The sequence below is a fragment of the Leucobacter edaphi genome (assembly GCF_016522535.1).
GTDB classification, from domain to species: domain Bacteria; phylum Actinomycetota; class Actinomycetes; order Actinomycetales; family Microbacteriaceae; genus Leucobacter; species Leucobacter edaphi.
In genome coordinates this window covers 16623-35859 of sequence record NZ_JAEHOI010000009.1, presented here as the reverse complement: position 1 = coordinate 35859, position 19237 = coordinate 16623, and the positions used below count along the sequence as shown (strand labels likewise).

Below are 19237 nucleotides of genomic sequence, written 5' to 3'. Positions count from 1 at the left end.
CCATGTCGCGCATTCGTAAAGTCCTCGTCGCCAACCGGGGAGAGATCGCCGTCCGCATCATCCGAGCCGCAGCGGACAGCGGGATCGCCTCCGTCGCCGTGTACGCCGATCAGGATCGGGATGCGCTCCACGCTCAGCTCGCCGATGAGGCCTACGCGCTCAACGGCACCACCAGCGCGGACACCTACCTCGTGATCGACAAGATCCTCGCCATCGCCCGCCGCTCCGGCGCCGATGCCGTGCACCCCGGCTACGGCTTCCTCGCCGAGAACGCGGACTTCGCGCGCGCCGTGATCGATGCCGGACTCACCTGGATCGGCCCCGGCCCCGAGGCGATCGAGCGCCTCGGCGACAAGGTCTCGGCGCGGCACGTCGCAGAGAAGGTGGGGGCGCCCCTTGCCGCGGGCACGAGCGATCCCGTCCAGAACGCGGAGGAGGTGCTCGCCTTCGCGGACGAGGTCGGCCTCCCGATCGCGATCAAGGCGGCGTTCGGCGGCGGCGGACGCGGCCTGAAGGTGGCCTACGATCGCGACGAGGTCGCCGAGCTGTTCGAGTCGGCCACGCGCGAGGCGGTCGCCGCATTCGGCCGCGGCGAGTGCTTCGTGGAGAAGTACCTCGAGAAGCCCCGCCACGTCGAGACCCAGTGCCTCGCGGATCAGCACGGCAACGTCGTCGTCGTGTCCACTCGCGACTGCTCCCTGCAGCGCCGCCACCAGAAGCTCGTCGAGGAGGCGCCGGCGCCGTTCCTCAGCGAGGCGCAGATCGACTCCCTCTACTCGGCGTCGAAGGCGATCCTGAAGGAGGTCGGCTACGTCGGTGCCGGCACGTGCGAGTTCCTCGTCGCCAAGGACGGCACGGTTTCCTTCCTCGAGGTCAACACGCGCCTCCAGGTCGAGCACCCGGTCTCCGAAGAGGTCACGGGCATCGATCTCGTCCGCGAGCAGTTCCGGATCGCGGAGGGCGGCGTCCTCGACTACTCGGACCCGCAGACGATCGGCCACTCCTTCGAGTTCCGCCTGAACGGCGAGGACCCTGGCAACGGGTTCCTCCCAGCTCCAGGGCCCGTTTCCCTGTTCAAGCCCGCGCTGGGCCCCGGGGTGCGCGTCGACACCGGCGTCGCCTCCGGCGATGTCGTCTCGGGTTCCTTCGACTCGATGCTCGGCAAGCTCATCGTCACGGGCGCCACCCGCGAGGAGGCGCTCGAGCGCTCCCGCCGCGCGCTCGATGAGTTCGAGATCCAGGGCCTGCCCACCGTGCTCCCGTTCCATCGCAGGATCGTCCGCGATCCCGCGTTCACCGCACCCGATGGCCGCTTCGGCGTCTACACGCTGTGGATCGAGAGCGAGTTCGAGAACGACATCGAGCCGTGGGAGGGCGAAGTTCCCCCGCTCGCGCAGGACGAGAAGCGCCGCAACGTCGTCGTCGAGGTCGAGGGCCGCCGCGTCGAGGTGACAATGCCCGCGACGCTGCTCCCCCTCGTTGACCAGGAGGTCACTCGCGGCCCCGCACCGAAGCGCGCGAAGGGCGCCGGTGTTGCCTCCGCCGCCGGCGACGCGGTAACCGCCCCGATGCAGGCCACCGTGGTGAAGGTTGCCGTGGAAGACGGCCAGTCCGTGACCGAGGGCGATCTCATCGTCGTGCTCGAGGCGATGAAGATGGAGCAGTCGCTCTACGCGCACCGCTCCGGTGTCGTCGTCGGCGTCGATGCCCCGGTCGGCCAGACGGTCGCCAACGGCCATGTGCTGCTGTCGATCGTCGATCAGGCGGAGTAGCCGGACCGACCCGGCTCCGCTCAGGCCCGCGAATCCACTCACGGATTCGCGGGCCTTTGTGCGTGTCGACGCTGGCGTCGACACGCACAACCTGCTACTCACGTGTCGCCTAATGTCACAGCTCGATTACACCCGAATCTCACCCTCGCGCTGAGCGAGAAATTGACTTAGGCTCGAATGCGATAGCTATTCAATAGTTGGACAAGGATGTCACATAATGACTGCACCCGCCACAGTTCCGTATGAGTCAACCCCACGCGAGCGGCGAAAGGTCGTCGCTGCCTCCATCGTGGGCACCACGATCGAGTGGTACGACTTCTTCATTTACGCCTTTGCAGCGAACCTCGTGCTTGCAAAGCTGTTCTTCGAACCGGCGGGCCCGCAGATGATGCAGCTCCTCTCGCTCGTTACGATCGGCCTGTCCTTCCTCTTCCGCCCCCTCGGCGCGTTCCTCGCCGGCCACTTCGGCGACCGGCTCGGCCGCCGCCCCATGCTCGTCATTACGCTGCTCCTCATGGGCATCGCCACCGTCGGCATCGGCTTGCTCCCCACCTTCCAGAGCATCGGCTACGCGGCGCCGGTGCTGCTGATCCTGCTCCGCATCCTGCAGGGCCTCTCGGCCGGCGGCGAGTGGGGCGGCGCCGTGCTCATGTCGGTCGAGCACGCGCCCCCCGGCAAGCGCGGCCTGTTCGGCATCTACCCGCAGCTCGGCGTGCCGTTCGGCATGCTGCTCGCCTCCGCGGTGCTCGCGCTCATGCGCTTCCTCGCTCCCGGCGCGGCGTTCGAGGCCTGGGGCTGGCGCGTGCCGTTCCTGTTCTCCGTCGTCCTCATCGTCGCTGGCTTCATCATCCGCCGCACCGTGGACGAGTCGCCCGTGTTCAGCGAGATCAAGGAGTCGCGTCAGCAGGAGAGCGCGCCGATCGCGCAGGTCTTCCGCCAGCACTTCCCCCTCGTGATCCTGTGCGCCCTCCTCTTCGCCGGGAACAACGCGGTGGGCTACATGCTCACGGGCGGCTACGTGCAGGGCCTCGCGTCGCGTCCGCCGAGCGAGGGCGGCCTCGGCTACGACCCGGTTCAGGTGCAGCTCGCGGTGCTTCTCGCCGCCGCCGTCTGGGCGGTCTTCACCTACCTCTCCGGCCCGCTCTCCGACCGTTTCGGCCGCAAGATGGTCATGAACATCGGATGGATCCTCCAGGCCGCCGCAGTCGTGCCCCTCTTCCAGTTCGTCTTCAACGGCGGTGTCACGGGCGTCCTCATCGGGACGTGCCTGCTCGCGATCGGCCTCGGCATCACCTACGGTCCCGCGGCCGTGTGGTTCGCGGAGTCGTTCCCGGCTTCGATGCGCTACTCGGGCATCTCGATCAGCTACGCCCTCGGCGGCGTGCTCGGCGGCGCTTTCGCCCCGACCATCGCGCAGCTCCTGCTGCAGACCTTCGGCACCACCTGGGCCATCGTCGTCTACCTCCTCTTCATGACCTCGCTCGGTTTGCTCGCGAGCATTCTCCTCAAGGATCGCTCCAACATTCCGCTCGACATCGAGTTCGAGCGCACCGGGCAGATCGCCGTCTGGACCCCGGAGCCGCGCAGGTAGCGCGCCGCGGGGGAATACCCGGAGCGGGGTGGAGGTTGTGCTGAGCATGACCGCCACCCCGCTCTCGATTCTGGACCTCGCGACCGTCGAGGCCGGCGGGAGCATCGGCGACGCGCTCCACCACTCGGAGGTGGTCGCCCGGCTCGCCGAGCGCAGCGGCTACACGCGGATCTGGTACGCCGAGCACCACAACATGCGCTCGATCGCGTCGAGCGCCACCGCCGTGCTCATCGCCCACATCGCAGCGCGCACCGAAACGATCGGGCTCGGCGCCGGCGGGATCATGCTGCCGAACCACTCTCCGCTCGTCATCGCCGAGCAGTTCGGCACCCTCGCGGAACTGCATCCGGGCCGCATCTCCCTCGGGCTCGGCCGCGCGCCAGGCACCGACGGCGCCACCTTCCGGGCGCTCCGCCGCTCCCTCGAGGCCTCCGATCGCTTCCCGGAGGATGTGCTCGAGCTGCAGAGCTACCTGTCATCGGAAATCCCGCAGAACCGGGTCAACGCCTATCCCGGCCGCGGCACGAACGTTCCGCTCACGATCCTCGGCTCGAGTCTCTTCGGCGCGAGTCTCGCGGCGCAGCTGGGACTCCCCTACTCGTTCGCCTCGCACTTCGCCCCGCAGCAGCTCCGCCCGGCGGTCGAGCTCTATCGCGGATCCTACGTGCCGAGCGAGCGCCATCCCGAGCCGTACGTGAGCGCCGGCGTCAACGTCGTTGCCGCTGCCGATGACGCCGCCGCCGAGGAGCTCTTCGCGCGCACCGAGCTCAACCGGGTGCGCACCTTCCTCTCGCGCGGGCGCGAGCGCGAGCTCACGATGGACGAGGCAAAACCCCTGATGGACACCCCGGCCGGACGCGAGATCCGGGCCATGCTGAAGCACACGGCCATCGGCGGGCCGGAGCGGGTCCGCGCGGAACTCGAGGCGTTCGCAAACTACGCCGGGGCCGACGAGCTCATCACGGTCCACGCTGCGCCGACGCGCGCGGAACAGCTCGATTCGATTCGGCACGGTTCGCCCTCCGCGCTCACCGCCTGAGTGATCGGCGGCCGCCCGGAGGCTCCCCGCGGCCGCGCGGCCGCCGCGAACGCCGCGCCCACGCCCCGGCTGACTCGCTCGAGAGCGCGAGCAGCGCGAGGCACATGAGCGACGCCGTGAGCAGCGTCGCGTTCAGCTGCAGCGGTGAGGTCCCATCGAGATAGTTGATCGCGGTTCCCAGAATCCCGACGAACAGCAGCACCATGAGCACGACGCGGGCCCTCCTGCCGCCGCGGAGCACAAACCACCCCATCAGGAGCTGTGCCACGGTGAGCAGGCCGCCGATCGTCGCGACGGTGCCGTAGGCGATCGATTCGAGCTCGTCTCCGCCCCACAGCGCGCGCACCTCCGGATCGAGCAGGAGAAAGACCAGGTCGAGAAGCCCGCCCAGCACGATGATCCCGACGGCGACGCTCACGGAAAGCGGCACCCGCTCGAGCAGGTATTCGGCGGACTGCGTCTCGAACGCCGGGACGCGGCCAGCGGGAGGTTCGGGGGCTCCGCCCGGGTCGGGGCTCGCGGCAGCCGGCGCCCCCGGCGCACGGTCCCCGGCCTCCTCGGCGAGCGGGACCCCGGTCACGTCGAGGATCGGGAGATTTCCGTCCGTGATGAAGCGGTCGCCGCCGCCGTTCCGGGAGTGATAGCCGGTCGTGAAGTCGTGCAGCGTGCGCACCCGGACCTCGGGGTTCGCGGACGTTGCGCTGTCGACAACGAAGTCGCGCTCCTCGTCGGTGTTCTCATCGATACGGTGGGTGATCTGCAGTGTGAACAGGGAAAGCCCAACGTCGGTGTCGTAGGTTCCTGCACCGAGCCAGTCGGCGTGCGCGCCGCCGGGCAGCAGCCACCCGGGTGGGCAGTGCCAGAAGCGCACGTGGTGACGCTGCTTCGGGTTGCCCTCGACCTCCTGCTGATAGGCGACGTCGTGGCGCCGTCCGAACAGCATGAGCGGTGAAACCGGGGCGGACGGGTAGCTCCTGCGCGTGAGCGTTGAGGCGATGATCCGCCACGTGGATCCCGCCGTGATCTCGTCGGCCCGGATCCAGCCGGCGCGCCGCATCGCGGTGTCGAGCTGCTCCGCCGAGCCGTCCACGCCGAGATTGACCGGGTCTCCGAGCAGCCCGTCCGCGGTGCGGGTGCGGCCGAAGAAGTAGTCGGGGACGTACAGGTCGGAGAGCAGCCGGTGCAGGCGCGGCAGCACGAGATAGGCCATGATCGCCCAGACCGGGATGAACAGCAGCAGCGCCCACCACGATCGGAATCCCTGCACGGCGAACACCGCAGCGAGCCAGATCGCGCAGACGGTACCGACGAGGAATGCGACGCGGTCGACGATCGTCGCCGTGGGGAGCGGCTGCTGCATCTGCATCGCGAAGCGGCGCTTCGAGGCGTGCTGCTCGTCGCGCCGGTCGGCCCCCTCGGATGCGGACATGCCGTCAGCCTAGCCGGAGCGCCGCCCATTCACCCGGCGGGTTTCACGGCCCGCAGGGTGTAGCTCAGCGGCATCGACTGCGCGTGCCGCGCGAGCGCCCACTCGCCGCCGTCACGGCGCTCCATCTGCCCGGGGAGCGCCTCCCACGGCACGCTGTCGTGCTCGACGAGGAGCTCGATCCTGAGCCCCTCGTCGATGAGGGCCGTCACGATCTCGCCGAGCGAGTGATTCCACTCGTAGGTGCGCGTCGAGGTGAGCGCCGCCGAGGTCGACACGTAGCTCTGCTCGTCATCCCACTCGAGCGGCTCGACAGCCTCGAAGTAGGGGAATCGGAGGTGCGGTTCGCCGGCGATGGTCTCGTCGACCGCCCACAGGATCGGGTGTCCCTCGCGCAGGAACAGCACGCCGCCCGGTGCGAGGAGCTTCGCCACGACCGCCGCCCACTCGCGGATCACCGGAAGCCAGCACAGCGCGCCGATTCCCGTGTAGACCAGGTCAAAGCTTCCCGCGGGAAGCCGGTGGGGTGCGGCCATCACGTCCGCCTGAACGAAGTCGACCGCGTCGCCCGATTCCGCGACGAGCTTCCGGGCCTCCTCGATCGCCGTCTCCGAGAAGTCGAGGCCCGTCACGCGAGCGCCCAGCCGCGCCAGGGAGAGCGTGTCGGTTCCGATGTGGCACTGCAGGTGCACGGCGCGCGATCCCGCGATGTCCCCGAGCAGGGGCAGGTCGAAGCGCACCACGTCGGAGAGCAGCTCGGGGTCCTCGACGAAGCGGCCGGTCGCGTAGCCGGATCCGGAGCGAGCCGCGTGCAGGGTTGCGCGCTCATCCCAATTGGCCTGATTGGCCGCGAGATACTCGGCGTTAACTGCGGCGGTGTTCTCGGTCATTGCGCCCCTTCGCATCGGCTTACGAGCCCAGTATCCCCGATCCCGCGGGGGCGCCGCCCCCGCCTCAGCGCGCTTCGAGACCGAACAGCGCCTCCGCGGCGATGCGGGCCTCCTCCGCGCGGCCGGCGCGCCCGAGGGCCCGGATCCGCTCGCTCGGCTCGTGGAGGAGCCGGCCGGTGAAGTGCCTGAGGGCGCTCTCAACATCGGGATCGGGGCTCTTCTCCGGGTCCCCCTCCGCGGCGGACGGATCACCCGGCCGCCGGGAGCGTGCGCGGCAGAGTTCCTCCTCGAGGATGCCGAGCACGTGTTCTCGCAGAATGACGAGCGTGGGCACGGCCTCCCGCTCGGCGCGGTCCGCGCTGAATTCCTCCGCGGCGCCCCGCACGAGACGCCGGGCCTCGGCCTCCGCGCTGAGCTCGGGAACCGGGGCGTGTCGGGAGATCGCCTCGATGTCGAGGAGCTCGGTGCCGAGGATTCCCGTGACGTCCGGATCGATGTTGCGGGGCATCCCGAGGTCGAGGAACAGTCGCGATCGATCGGGAATCTCCGCGAGGTCTTTGGGCGTGATCAGGGGGTCTTTCACGGCGCTACACGCGATGAGCAGGTCGGCCGAGGCGAGCGCAGCCGGGAAACCGTCGGGCGCGACCGCCCCGATGCCGCGCGCGTCGGCGAACCCGGCCGCCCGGCCTGACGGGGAGTGCACGGCGATTCGTTTCGCGCCGCGCTCGCGGAGCGCCGCGACGGTCGCGCCGGCGTAGGCGCCCGTGCCGACGAGGAGCACGCGCGCGTCCCGCCAGGAGTCGATCCGGCGCTCGGCGAGGAGCAGCGCGAGCCGCACGAGCGAGCGCCCCTCCCCCTGCAGCGCCGTGCGGTGCTTCACATCTCGGGCCACGCGGTGCGCGCTCTGGAAGAGGCGCTCGAGCAGGTGGGTGACGCGGCCGGCCTCGCGGGCGTCTGAGTGCGCGCGACGCACCTGACCGGCGATCTCCCCCTCGCCGACGGCCGCGGACTCGAGCCCGCTCGCCACGGCGAACAGGTGCTCGGCCGCGACCTCGTCGGTGAAGCGTCCGAGCCCGGCCGAGAGGGTCTCCGTCTCGATCCCCGCGACGAAGGAGAGGTCGGCGAGCAGCGCGGCCGCCGCGGTTCCACGCGAGCCACCAGGAACTTCAACGTAAGCTTCAAAGCGGTTGCAGGTCGCGAGCACGACGGATCCCCGCACGTCGTCACGCCCGTCGAGTTGCAGCGCGATCTCGTGCGTTCGACGCTCGAGCTGCTCCAGGATCGGGATCGGGGTTCTGCGGTAGTCCGCGGACAGGCAAATGAGCATTCTCTAGAAATCCTCGTCAGTCGTTCGACCGAGAATGGAAGAATTCGGCCGCAGGAATAGTACACCTCATAGATCTGATCTATCTCATCAGATCTATGAGCTACCATCCTTCTCGATGAATACTCACACCGAGAACGCGTCCCTGGTCCTCTCAAATGAACACCCGCTGAACGACGGTCGTACCGCCGCGTCGCCGCTCGTGCGGGCACTTCGCGGCGATCGCCCCGACCGTCCGCCGGTGTGGTTCATGCGCCAGGCGGGCCGGTCACTGCCCGAATACCGGGCGCTGCGCGCGGAGACGCCCATGCTCGAGGCGTGCCTCACCCCCGAGCTCGCCGCCGAGATCACCCTGCAGCCCGTCCGCCGTCACGGCGTCGATGCCGCGGTCTTCTTCAGCGACATCGTCGTCCCGATGCTGCTCGCCGGACTCGACGTCGAGCTCGTCGCGGGCCGCGGCCCCGTCTTCGCCACGCCCGTGCGCACCGCGGCCGACGTGGCCCGCGTGCGGGCCGAGCACCCGGTCGAGCGCCTCCGCGAGCGCCTCGGCCCCATCTCGGAGGCCGTCGGCCAGTGCATCGCGGAGCTGGGCGGGACGCCCCTCATTGGTTTCGCGGGCGCCCCGTTCACGATCGCGGCGTATCTCGTGGAGGGAGGCCCGTCGCGGGATCACCTGCGCGCGCGTTCGCTCATGCACTCCGACCCCGAGGCCTGGCGTGATCTCCTCGCGTGGACGGCCGAGCTGAGCGGGGCGTTCCTCGTGGCGCAGGTCGAGGCGGGCGCGAGCGCCGTGCAGCTGTTCGACTCGTGGGCCGGCTCGCTGAGCCTCGCCGATTACCGCGAGCGCGTCGCCCCCGCCTCCCGCGCGGCTCTCGCGCCGGTACTCGGGTCCGTCCCGGCGATTCATTTCGCGGTGGGATCGGGGCATCTGCTCGAGGAGATCGCGCTCGTCGGGGGCGAGCCCGGGGCCGTCGCCGTTGGCGTCGACTGGCGGACCCCGCTCGACGAGGCGATCGCCAGGCTCGGCAACCGCACGCCGGTGCAGGGCAACATCGACCCCGCGTTCCTCGACGCCCCTCCCGCCGTCCTGGAGGCGCACGTTCGCGATGTCATCGCCCGCGGCGCCTCCGCCCCCGGTCACGTGCTGAATCTCGGCCACGGGGTACCCCCGACGGCGGATCCGACCGTGCTGACCCGGATCGTGGAACTCGCCCATGCCTGATGCTCCGATCCGGATCGCGGTCGTCGGAGGCGGCATCGCCGGCCTCGTCGCGGCCCGCGATCTCGCTCGGGCCGGTGCCGAGGTCGTCGTGTTCGAGGCCGAGGATCGTCTCGGCGGGAAACTCCGCGCCGCGCCCCTGGGGAGCGGGGCGTTCGACATCGGCGCCGAGGCGTTCGCAACGCGCACGGGCGCGGTGGCCGAGTATCTCGGCGAGCTCGGCCTCGCGGATCGGGTCTGCACCCCAGCGCCCCTCGGCAGCTGGTGCGTGGCCGGTGGCCGCGCCTACGCGATGCCAGAGTCCGGCGTGCTCGGCATTCCGGCCGCCCCGCTCTCCGCCGCGGGCCGCCGGGCGCTCGGGCTCGCTGGCGCGCTGCGCGCCGCGGTGGAGCCGCTGCTCCACTCGGGCGTGGGGCGCGATGCGACCTCCCTGGCGGAGCTCGTCGAGTCCCGCCTCGGACGTCGCGTCCTCGACCGTCTCGTGCGCCCCGTCGCGCTCGGGGTGTACTCGAGCGATCCGGCCGACCTCCCCGTGTCGGCCGCTCCGGGGCTCGCACCGGCATACGCCGAGGAGGGATCGCTGCTCCGCGCCGCTCGCCGGCTTCGAGACCGCGGGCGCGCAGCCGGCAGCGCCGTCGGGGCGCTTCCCGGCGGGATGGCACCCCTCGTCGCCGCCCTCGAATCGGAACTCCGAGGTCTCGGGGTCGCGTTCCGTCTCGGAGCAGCGGTGACGGCGCTCACCGAGGTCGCGGCGGACGCTCCCGGGCACACCCCGGTCCCCGCCTCCGACGCCGCCACTGACGCGGCTCCCGGCCCCGCAGCGGCTCATCCCGCAGCAGCTCACCCCGCATCGGCTCACTCCGAAGCGGCTCACCCGGCACCGTCCCACGCCGACGCCATCCACCCCGCACAGCCCGGCTGGCGGATCGAGACCGCGACTCCTGCCGGTCCCGCAAGCTGCGGTTCATTCGACGGCGTCCTCCTCGCGGTTCCCGAGCGGCAGGCACGCACGCTGCTCCGAGCGGAGGATTCCGCGGCGACACCCGCCGATCAAGATCCGCAGCTCGTCGAGGTGATCGCGCTGCTCGTCTCATCCCGCACCCTCTCCGCAGCACCCCGCGGCACGGGCGCTCTCGTTGCGCCCGGCGGCGAGATCCGGGCGAAAGCCCTCACGCACGTCACGGCGAAGTGGCCCGATCGCGCAGGGAGTCTCGGCGTCGACGAGCACGTGATCCGGCTCTCCTACGGCCGCCGCTCCGAGGCGCCAGCCACGCTCGCCCTCGACGACGATGCGGCCCGCGCGCAGGCCATCCGCGACGCCGCGCTCATTCTCGGCGTGCCCCTCTCACCCGACGAGGTCACCGACTTCGCGCGCCGCACCTGGGAAATGCCCGCTCCCCCCGCCGCATCGGCGGCTGAGCTGCCGGCCGGCCTGCTGCGCTCCGGCGATGCCGTCGCCGGGACCGGCCTCGCCGCCACGATCCCGCACGCGCGCCGCACCGCGCGCGACCTCTTTGCGCAGCTCTCAGCACGCACCGAACCCACCGACCGAACCGATTCGCCTCACACCACCCCAGCCGGCGCCGCACCGGCGCCACACCAGGAGCATCACGCATGACCACCCCGTCGTCCATCGACACCGTCTCCGACACGCAGCCCGGCCGGGTCTTCCGGTCCGACGGGCCGCTCGCCGCCTCGCCGACCACGCTCAGGGTCGCCACCCGAGGGAGCCGGCTCGCGGTCACGCAGACCACGACGGTGGCGGAGGGAATCGCCGCCGCGACGGGACTCGACGTTGCGATCGTCATCGTCAGGACACAGGGCGACATCTCGCGCGCCCCGCTCGCGCAGCTCGGCGGCACGGGCGTCTTCGTGAGCGCGCTCCGCGAAGCGCTGCTCGCGGGCGAGTGCGACTTCGCCGTGCACTCCCTCAAGGATCTGCCCACGGGGCCGTGCCCCGGAATCGCGCTCGGGGCGATCCCGCCGCGCGCGGACGCCCGCGACGCGCTCTGCGCCCGGCCGGGGAAGACGCTCGCCTCGCTCGCCCCCGGTGCCCGCGTGGGGACCGGATCGCCGCGCCGCGCCGCGCAGGTCCTGGCACGTCGCCCCGATCTCGAGGTCGTCGATCTGCGCGGCAACGTCGATACCCGGCTCGCACGCGTCGAAAACGACCTCGACGCGGTGATCCTCGCCGCGGCGGGCCTCGATCGCATCGATCGCGGCGAGGCGATCTCCGAGCGCTTTTCGCTCGCGGAGGCCCCGACGGCGGCCGGCCAGGGAGCCCTCGCGGTCGAGGTTCGCGAGGAGGATCTCCTGGACACGCGGGTCTCCGTTGCGCTCGCGGCGCTCGATGATCCCGTCTCTCGCGCCACCGCGAACGCCGAGCGCGAGATGCTGAACGCGCTCGAGGCCGGCTGCGCCGCCCCCGTCGGCGCGGCGGCGAGCGCCGACGACGGGAGACTGTCGCTGCGGGCGACCGTCTACCGACTCGACGGTTCAGCGTCGCTCACGGCCGAGGCCTCTGTTCCGTGGACCGCCAGCGGCGGAGCCGCCGCCGATTCTCCCGGAATGCCTCCGGGATCAGGAAGTCCTTTGCCGGCCAACCTCGGTCGCGAGGTCGCAGCCGATCTACTCAACCAGGGCGCAGCAGCGCTCGCCCCGCTCGGAGGTCCACAGTGAGTCTCGCCGGAAATAGCATCCTGATCCCGCGCGGCGGGAGCTCCGCCGACCGCTGGTCGGCCGCGGTCACCGCGCGGGGCGCGACCCCGCTCGTGCTCCCCCTCATCGAGTCGGCAGCGCCCAGCGACCCCGGCCCGCTCGCGGAGGCCGCTGCCCGCTGGAACCGTGGCGACTACGACTGGGTCGCGATCACGAGCGCGACCGGTGCGAGCGCCTTCGCCGAGGCCGGGGCCCGCCCGCACACGTCCTCCCGTCCGGGATCGCAGCGGCCTCGCGTCGCGGCCGTCGGACCGGCAACCGCCGCGGAGCTGCGCCGCCACGGCTTCCCGATCGACCTCGCTCCCGCGTCGGATTTCTCCGGCGACGGACTCGCTGAGGCGTTCCGCGCCGCGGAGATCGCCCCGTCCCTCGTCCTGCTGCCGGCCTCCGAGATCGCCGACGACACGGTCGAGTCCGGGCTCACCGCTGCGGGGCACCGGGTCGAGCGCGTCACCGCGTATCGCACGGTCCCAGCCGCCACCGATCGACGAGCCGCTCGCGAGCGGGCGCGCGAGGTCGACATCGTGCTCGTGAGCAGCGGTTCCGTCGCTCGTGAGCTCGCAGCGACCCTCGCCCCGCTGCCCCCGCTCACGACGGTGATCGCGATCGGCGGACCCACCGCCCGCGCGCTCGACGAGCTCGGCATCCTTCCCGACGCGGTCGCGGAGGAGCACACGGTCGACGGCATGCTCGATGCCGCAGACGCGCTCCTGTCGCCCCGCCGCACCCCTCCCCATGCTCCTCAGCACGCATAGCTCCCCGCCGCCCCCACCCCACACCAGGAAGCCTCCTATGACCCCCGCACCCACGCTTCGGCCGCGCCGCCTCCGCCGCACCCCCGCGCTTCGCCGTCTCGCCACCGAGACCCGGCTCCATCCCGCCGAGCTGATCCTCCCGGCCTTCGTCCGCGAGGGGATCGACGCTCCGCGCGACATCGTCTCGATGCCCGGCACTCCGCAGCACTCGCTCGACTCGCTCCGCCGCACCGCGAACGCGGCCGCGGAGGCCGGGATCGGCGGGATCATGCTGTTCGGCATTCCCGAGCGGCGCGACGCGATCGGAAGCGCCGCGGACGATCCGAACGGGATCCTCAATGTCGCCACGCGCGCGGTGGCCGAGGAGGTCGGCGACGCCCTCGTCGTCCAGACCGATCTCTGCCTCGACGAGTTCACGGATCACGGGCACTGCGGGGTCCTCGATCCCGACGGCGGCGTCGACAACGACGCGACGGTCGACCGGTATCGTGCGATGGCGATCGCCCAGGCCGACGCCGGTTCGGCCGTGCTGGGCCTCTCGGGCATGATGGACGGGCAGGTCGCCGCGGTGCGCGACGCGCTCGACCTCGCCGGGCACGAGGAGGTCGCCGTGCTCGCCTACTCCGCGAAGTACGCCTCCGCGTTCTACGGCCCGTTCCGGGACGCCGTCGAGTCGGAACTGACCGGCGATCGCCGCACCTATCAGCAGGATCCGGCGAACCGGCGAGAGGGGCTCCGCGAGGCCAGCATCGATCTCGACGAGGGTGCCGACATCGTGATGGTGAAGCCGGCGATGTCCTACCTCGACGTGCTCTCCGACGTCGCATCGATCAGCCCGGTGCCCGTGTGGGCCTACCAGGTGTCTGGTGAGGCCGCCATGATCGAGGCCGCGGCCGCGAACGGCTGGATCGATCGTCGCCGCGCGATTGAGGAGTCCATCGTCAGCATCAAGCGCGCCGGAGCCGATGCGATCCTGAGCTACTTCGCCATCGAGCTCGCGGGGTGGCTCCGATGAGCGCCGCGGCCTTCGCTGCGGGCGAGCGGCCGGGCTCCCGGCCGACGACCGTCAGCCGGGACCTTGCGGCCCGCGCGGCGCGCGTGATTCCCGGCGGAGTGAATTCCCCGGTCAGGGCATATGGATCCGTCGGTGGCACGCCTCGCTTCCTCGTCTCGGGATCCGGCCCGTACGTCACGGATGCCGACGGCAACAACTACGTCGACCTCGTCGCCTCGTGGGGCCCCGCGCTGCTCGGGCACGCCCATCCCGACGTCGTCGCGGCCGTGCGCTTCGCCGCAACGCACGGCCTCGGCTTCGGCGCGTCCGTCCCGCAGGAGGCCGAGCTCGCCGAGGCGATCATCGAGCGCGTGCCGCTCGTGGAGCGGGTTCGCCTCGTCTCCACCGGCACGGAGGCGACCATGACCGCGATCCGTCTCGCCAGGGGCGCGACGGGCCGCCCGCTGCTCGTGAAGTTCGCGGGCCACTACCACGGGCACTCGGACGGCCTGCTCGCCGAGGCCGGATCGGGGCTCGCAACGCTCGCGCTCCCCGGCTCCGCGGGAGTGACCGCCGAGACCGCGGCGCAGACCTTGGTCGTGCCGTACAACGACCTCGACGCGCTGCGCGCAGTTTTCGCCGAGCACGGCGATCGGATCGCCGGTATCATCGCCGAGGCTGCCGCCGCGAACATGGGCGTGCTGCCGCCGGCGCCCGGGTTCACGCGCGCGATGATCGAGCTCGCCCACTCCCACGGAGCGCTCGTGATCCTCGACGAGGTGCTCACGGGCTTCCGCGCGAGCGCCGGCGGCTACTGGGGTATCGAGGCTGCTCAGGATCCGGACCTGATCAGCGACGGGGTCACGCCGGACCTCTTCACCTTCGGCAAGGTCGTCGGCGGCGGCCTCCCGCTCGCGGCACTCGGTGGCCGCGCCGAGATCATGGACCTGCTGGCACCGCTCGGCCCCGTCTACCAGGCGGGCACCCTGTCCGGGAACCCGATCGCTGTTGCGGCCGGGCTGACCACCCTCTCGCTCGCCGACGACGCGGTGTACGCCCGCCTCTCCCTGGTGTCGGACGCGATCGCCGACGGCCTCGGCGATGCGCTCGCCTCCGCCGGCGTGCCGCACCGCATCCAGCGGGCCGGGACCCTGTTCAGCCCGATTTTCGGTGATTTCTCCGAGGCACCGAGGGGGTACGCCGACATGCAGCGTCAGGAGACGTGGCGGCACCGGGCGTTCTTCCAGGCCATGCTCGATCGGGGCGTCAACCTGCCGCCGAGCGCGTTCGAGGCCTGGTTCGTGACCGCTGCGCACAACGACCTCGCCGTGGAACTCGTGCTCGCGGCCCTCGGTCCGGCGGCGCGAGCCGCGGCTGCGGCGGAGGCGCCCGCTGCGGGGTAGCCTGCGCCGGGGGTGCGCGTCGCATGGGGGCTCGGCGGCGAGCGCCCGCGGATCCGGCGGCCGGCGGCGCCGGCTCACCGCAACACCGGTCGAATGCCCCGAATACTTGAGGCGTCCGGCGTAGTGTGCACACAGCGCAGCGAACGCTTCGCACGAGTGCGGTATCGTCTCGTGCTTGTTCCCACCCGTGGCACCCGCGCCCCGGGTGCCACGTGACCCCGCAGGAAGGCCCGGGATGACCGCAACGTCGCAGCAGACGGCCGTGAGCAGCGGCCAGGCGTCCCGGACGGCCCAGACGCCCGGGTCGCCCCGCAGCGCCCGGGGCATCCGTCTCGACGTGCAGGGGCTGCGAGCGCTCGCGGTGGTCCTCGTCGTGCTGTTCCACCTGTTCCCGAAGCGCCTCACCGGCGGCTATATCGGCGTCGACGTGTTCTTCGTCATCTCGGGGTTCCTCATCACCGCCCATCTGCTCCGGGAGGTCGAGGCGACGGGGAAAATTCGCCTGGCGAGGTTCTGGGCGCGGCGCGTCCTCCGCCTGATCCCTGCGGCGATGCTCGTGCTCGCCGTGTCCCTCGTCGCCGTGCTCACGTTGCTCCCGGCGATCACTCGCGGCCGCAGCCTCACCGAGATCGGCTTCGCCACCACCTACCTCCTCAACTGGCGTCTCGCCGCCGACTCGGTCGACTACCTCGGCTCGACCAACCAGCCGTCGATCGTGCAGCACTACTGGTCGCTCTCCGTCGAGGAGCAGTTCTACCTGGTCTGGCCGATCATCATCGTGCTCGCGCTGCTCCTCGCCGCCCGGGTCGCGGGCCGCCGCGGACGCACTCTGAATGTCCACCACCGGCGCACCGCCGTGGCGGTCGCCCTGATCGCCGTCTTCGCCCTGTCGCTCGCGTTCTCCATCTTCGAGACGGCTCGCTCGCAGCCCTCTGCCTACTTCATTACGACGACGCGCGGATGGGAGTTCGCGGTCGGCGGGATCGCGGCGCTCTTCCCCGCGCTGAAGCTCGGGCGGATACTGCACGCTGGCCTCAGCTGGGCCGCGCTCGCGGCGATCCTGCTCTCCGCGCTCCTCCTCGGGGCCGGATCCCCGTTCCCCGGATCAATCGCGCTGATTCCGGTCGTAGCGACGGCGATCCTGCTCGTCGTCGGCGACACCGATGCCGGGCTCTCCCCGCAGCGGCTCATGCACCCCCGCTTCGTCCAGCTCACAGGCGACCTCTCGTACTCCATCTACCTCTGGCACTGGCCGCTCATCGTGATGGCCCCCGCGCTCTTCCACGCTCCGCTCAACAACTGGCAGACCGCGCTGTTCGTGGTCCCGGCGACCGCGGTGCTCGCCTGGCTCACGAAGAAGTACGTGGAGGATCCCATCCGTCGCGGCCCGGGCGCGCTGCAGAGCACGAGGGTCACGTTCTCCCTGCTCGCGATCGCGATGATCGCGATGCTGACCGTCGTCGTGACGCAGTCTCAGGCCGTCGCCGCTCAGATCCGCGAGCAGCAGGCCGCGATCGAGGAACAGCTCGCTGGCGGGAAGCAGCACCGCTGCCTCGGCGCCGGCGCGATCCTGAACGACTGCGAGAAGCCGTTCGAGTGGACCGCGACCATCAACCCCGCCACGGCGCAGGCCGACGAGCCGTGGCTCTGGTTCAGCGGCAAGACCGGGAAGCCGCACTGCTCGCAGAAGAACGCCGCGAACGGGACCGAGCGCAGCTGCGACTTCCCTGGCAAGACGAAAAACGTGATCGTGATCGGGGATTCGCACGCCGAGCACGTCTTCGCCCCGATCCAGCGCGTCGCCGCGGAGCACGACTGGCGGCTGCGCCTCGAGAGCCGCTCCGGCTGCCAGATCGCGCCGGATCCGGACCGGAACGGGGGCCTGAACGCGGATCAGACCCGCTGTCTCGAGTGGGGCAAGCAGCTCGTGGATCGTGTCGTTTCGGATCGCTCGATCGACGCGGTCATCGTCGGCCTGCGGACGAGCCCCGGCTACGACAGCGGGGCAAAACTCGGCCCCGCCATGCTGACCCAGCTCAAGGAGTCGGGGAAGCAGGTGATCGTGCTCGGCGATGTCCCGGTCGTCGGCGTTCCAACCGCCAACGGATCCCAGCAGACCGGCCCCGCCTGCCTCACCATCGCCGGCCCTCAGGATGACGCCTGCCGCTGGAAGGATCAGCGCCCCTCCGACTGGCTCACCTCCGCGGCCAAGAGCCAGCAGCTTCCCGTCATCGAGCCGCGGAAGATGGTGTGCCCCGGCGGCACCTGCCACCTCATCGAGGGCGGCCTCGTCACCTACACCGACGACAACCACCTCACCGGGGCCTACAGCACGAGCCTTGCACCGTGGTTCGCCCGGGAGCTCACCCCGCTGCTCCAGGGGTGAGTCTCGGGCTCACCCGCCTCGCACACGCACGCACGAGGGGCCCGGACGCCGCGCGCCCAGGCCCCTCGACCGATCAGTCCGCGGTCACCTTCGGGTGCGTTCCACCTCCGCGTTGAAGTCCATCGCGATCTGAATGCTCGCGGTCGGGGTTCGCATATCCCAGGCCTCCGTTCCCCTGATCCCGAGGCTGATCGGATCGAACACCGGGTCGAGGCCGAGCTTGCGCTGCCGGTCGTAATCCTTGAGCGTCTTCCGGACCACGGGAGCGAGCAGCAGGATGCAGATCATGTTGATCCACCCGAGCGTCCCGTACCCGATATCGCCGAGGCCCCAGATGAGATCCGCTGGTGCGATCGCACCGAGGAACACCATGACGAGCATGATCACCTGCACGCCGCGCATCACCGCGGGGAGCACCCGCTCGGGGATCAGGTATGCCGCCGCGGAGCTCGCGATGTAGTTGAACGCGATCAGCGTCGTGAACGCGAACAGGAAGAGCGCGACCGCCACGAAACCCGGACCGAAGCCGGGAAGGATCGTCTCGATCGCCGACTGCGTGAACGCCGTGCCCGCCTCGACACCGGGGAGGTTCTCGGTCAGCTTCGGTCCCTGCTCGGGGATCACGTTGTACGCCCCGGTCATGAGGATCATGATCCCGGTCGCCGAGCACACGAGCACGGTGTCGATGTACACGGAGAACGCCTGCACAACGCCCTGCTTCGCCGGGTGGGAGACGGCCGCGGCCGCGGACGCGTACGTTCCCTCGCCGACACCGGCGACGTTCGAGAACACCGCGCGACGCACACCCCACGCGATCGCCGCGCCGACGATGCCGCCGAAGACCTGGTGCACCCCGAAGGCGCTCTGGAAGATGAGCGAGAAGACCTCGGGCACCTTCTGGATGTTGACGCCGATGATCACGATCGCCATCAGGATGTACCCGATCGCCATGACCGGAACAACCTTGTCAGCGACGGCCGCGATCCGCTTGGTCCCGCCCATGATCACGAGCGCGAACAGCGCCGTGACGCCGATACCCGTGATCCACTCGGGGAGGTTGAAGCCGACTTTCACGCTGTTTGCGATGTTGTAGCTCTGCACGCCGGGGGCAAGCGCGGCGTACAGTGCCAGCGTGGCGCACGCGGAGATGACGGCCAGCCACTTCTGCCCGAGGCCCTTCTCGATGTAGTACGGGATGCCGCCGCGGTACTCGCCGCCGACGCGACGCTTGTAGATCTGAGCGAGCGTTGACTCTGCGAAGGCGGTTGCGCCGCCGAGCAGCGCCATGACGACCATCCAGAAGAGCGCTCCGGGGCCGCCCGCGGCGATCGCGGTCGCGACGCCGGCGATGTTGCCGACGCCGACCCGGCTGGACAGGGTGAGCATGAGCGCCTGGAAGCTTGAGATCTCGCCCTCCCCCCTCCCGGCTTTCTGCCGGAGCACCGAGACGAGCGTCGGGAGGTGTCTGATCTGCACCGCCCCGGTCCAGACGGTGTAGAACAGGCCGAGCCCGAGTGCCAGATAGGCCATCGGGTTCCAGATCCACGTGTTGATAGTGCCGATGGACGCGAGAATATCTTCCAAAAGTGAGCTCCTTTGCGCACTGGTCGTCGGGCGTTTCCTTCTGCGCCATGTACCATATCACATGATATTCCGTGCGCGGCGGGAACGCGCATTGACGGCGCCAACGCGGCCCGGACCGCGGCCGCAAATCTGCGTC

At 70.7% G+C, this 19237-nt stretch carries 14 protein-coding genes; 10 read left to right on the top strand and 4 right to left on the bottom strand.

Annotated elements, in window-relative coordinates:
* The first annotated feature begins 2 nt into the window (after positions 1 to 2).
* From JD292_RS09315 to JD292_RS09305, 3 genes are all read left to right on the top strand, one after another.
* Positions 3 to 1772 (top strand): acetyl/propionyl/methylcrotonyl-CoA carboxylase subunit alpha, encoded by a 1770-nt coding sequence (locus JD292_RS09315; protein ID WP_200132479.1) that lies wholly within the window; start codon positions 3 to 5, stop codon positions 1770 to 1772.
* A gap of 217 nt (positions 1773 to 1989) precedes the next feature.
* The gene (locus tag JD292_RS09310; protein ID WP_200132478.1) at positions 1990 to 3363 is read left to right on the top strand and encodes an MFS transporter; all 1374 of its coding nucleotides are present in this window, start codon (positions 1990 to 1992) and stop codon (positions 3361 to 3363) included.
* A 46-nt stretch (positions 3364 to 3409) separates the two neighbouring features.
* Positions 3410 to 4402: an LLM class flavin-dependent oxidoreductase gene (locus tag JD292_RS09305; protein WP_200132477.1), complete on the top strand. Its 993-nt coding sequence runs from the start codon at positions 3410 to 3412 to the stop codon at positions 4400 to 4402.
* Here the strand turns inward: JD292_RS09305 and JD292_RS09300 are convergent.
* The 3 genes from JD292_RS09300 to JD292_RS09290 all read right to left on the bottom strand — a co-directional run bounded on the left by JD292_RS09300 (position 4392) and on the right by JD292_RS09290 (position 8045).
* The gene (locus tag JD292_RS09300; protein WP_233613955.1) at positions 4392 to 5831 is read right to left on the bottom strand and encodes an LssY C-terminal domain-containing protein; all 1440 of its coding nucleotides are present in this window, start codon (positions 5829 to 5831) and stop codon (positions 4392 to 4394) included. The two genes, JD292_RS09305 and JD292_RS09300, sit on opposite strands and share 11 nt — an antisense overlap.
* Positions 5832 to 5860: 29 nt before the next feature.
* Positions 5861 to 6718 (bottom strand): class I SAM-dependent methyltransferase, encoded by an 858-nt coding sequence (locus tag JD292_RS09295; protein ID WP_200132476.1) that lies wholly within the window; start codon positions 6716 to 6718, stop codon positions 5861 to 5863.
* Positions 6719 to 6782: 64 nt separating this feature from the next.
* Positions 6783 to 8045: a glutamyl-tRNA reductase gene (locus JD292_RS09290; RefSeq protein WP_200132475.1), complete on the bottom strand. Its 1263-nt coding sequence runs from the start codon at positions 8043 to 8045 to the stop codon at positions 6783 to 6785.
* Between the two features lie 115 nt (positions 8046 to 8160).
* On the opposite strand from JD292_RS09290, the gene hemE reads away from it, so the two are divergent.
* The 7 genes from hemE to JD292_RS09255 all read left to right on the top strand — a co-directional run bounded on the left by hemE (position 8161) and on the right by JD292_RS09255 (position 17517).
* On the top strand, positions 8161 to 9264 hold the full coding sequence (hemE, locus tag JD292_RS09285; RefSeq protein WP_200132474.1) for a uroporphyrinogen decarboxylase: 1104 nt from the start codon (positions 8161 to 8163) through the stop codon (positions 9262 to 9264).
* A complete protein-coding gene (locus JD292_RS09280) occupies positions 9257 to 10879 on the top strand; it encodes a protoporphyrinogen/coproporphyrinogen oxidase (protein WP_200132473.1) in 1623 nt (540 codons plus the stop codon). Before hemE ends, JD292_RS09280 begins: the two co-directional genes overlap by 8 nt.
* Positions 10876 to 11940, top strand: a complete 1065-nt coding sequence (gene hemC, locus JD292_RS09275) for a hydroxymethylbilane synthase (RefSeq protein WP_200132472.1) — start codon at positions 10876 to 10878, stop codon at positions 11938 to 11940. The genes JD292_RS09280 and hemC overlap by 4 nt, the downstream gene beginning before the upstream one ends.
* On the top strand, positions 11937 to 12734 hold the full coding sequence (locus tag JD292_RS09270; protein ID WP_200132471.1) for a uroporphyrinogen-III synthase: 798 nt from the start codon (positions 11937 to 11939) through the stop codon (positions 12732 to 12734). The genes hemC and JD292_RS09270 overlap by 4 nt, the downstream gene beginning before the upstream one ends.
* A 37-nt stretch (positions 12735 to 12771) precedes the next feature.
* On the top strand, positions 12772 to 13749 hold the full coding sequence (hemB, locus tag JD292_RS09265) for a porphobilinogen synthase (RefSeq protein WP_200132470.1): 978 nt from the start codon (positions 12772 to 12774) through the stop codon (positions 13747 to 13749).
* Positions 13746 to 15131, top strand: coding sequence for a glutamate-1-semialdehyde 2,1-aminomutase (gene hemL, locus JD292_RS09260; RefSeq protein ID WP_200132469.1), 1386 nt, complete (start codon positions 13746 to 13748; stop codon positions 15129 to 15131). Before hemB ends, hemL begins: the two co-directional genes overlap by 4 nt.
* A gap of 235 nt (positions 15132 to 15366) precedes the next feature.
* The gene (locus tag JD292_RS09255; RefSeq protein WP_200132468.1) at positions 15367 to 17517 is read left to right on the top strand and encodes an acyltransferase family protein; all 2151 of its coding nucleotides are present in this window, start codon (positions 15367 to 15369) and stop codon (positions 17515 to 17517) included.
* Positions 17518 to 17601: 84 nt separating this feature from the next.
* On the opposite strand, the gene JD292_RS09250 is transcribed toward JD292_RS09255, so the two are convergent.
* Complete coding sequence (locus tag JD292_RS09250) at positions 17602 to 19101, bottom strand: alanine/glycine:cation symporter family protein (RefSeq protein WP_200132467.1); 1500 nt, start codon at positions 19099 to 19101, stop codon at positions 17602 to 17604.
* Between the last annotated feature and the right edge of the window lie 136 nt (positions 19102 to 19237).